This is a genomic window from Desulfosporosinus metallidurans (assembly GCF_001936615.1).
Classification (GTDB): domain Bacteria; phylum Bacillota; class Desulfitobacteriia; order Desulfitobacteriales; family Desulfitobacteriaceae; genus Desulfosporosinus; species Desulfosporosinus metallidurans.
Window position 1 is genome coordinate 1 of record NZ_MLBF01000252.1, and the last position, 240, is coordinate 240.

The 240-nt window shown below is 46.2% G+C and carries 1 protein-coding gene; it reads left to right on the forward strand.

Annotated features, from left to right (window positions below):
• Window positions 1-240, forward strand: a 240-nt coding sequence (locus DSOL_RS26575; RefSeq protein WP_139314662.1) for an adenylyltransferase/cytidyltransferase family protein, incomplete at both ends; no start/stop codon positions are given.

Below are 240 nucleotides of genomic sequence, written 5' to 3' on the forward strand. Positions count from 1 at the left end.
GAATGGACATCTTGATATTTTAATCCGGGCGAAAGAGCTTTTTGATGAGGTGACCATTGCCATTGCTGCCGATAGTAACAAGACCCCCTTGTTTACACTCGGAGAGAGAATGGAACTTCTCTTGGAATCAACCAAGGAAATGCCGAATGTCCATGTTCGCGTTTTTGAAGGCTTGACGGTTGAATTTGCACGACAATGTGGAGCAGTAGCCATTCTTCGTGGGCTTCGCGCTTTATCCGA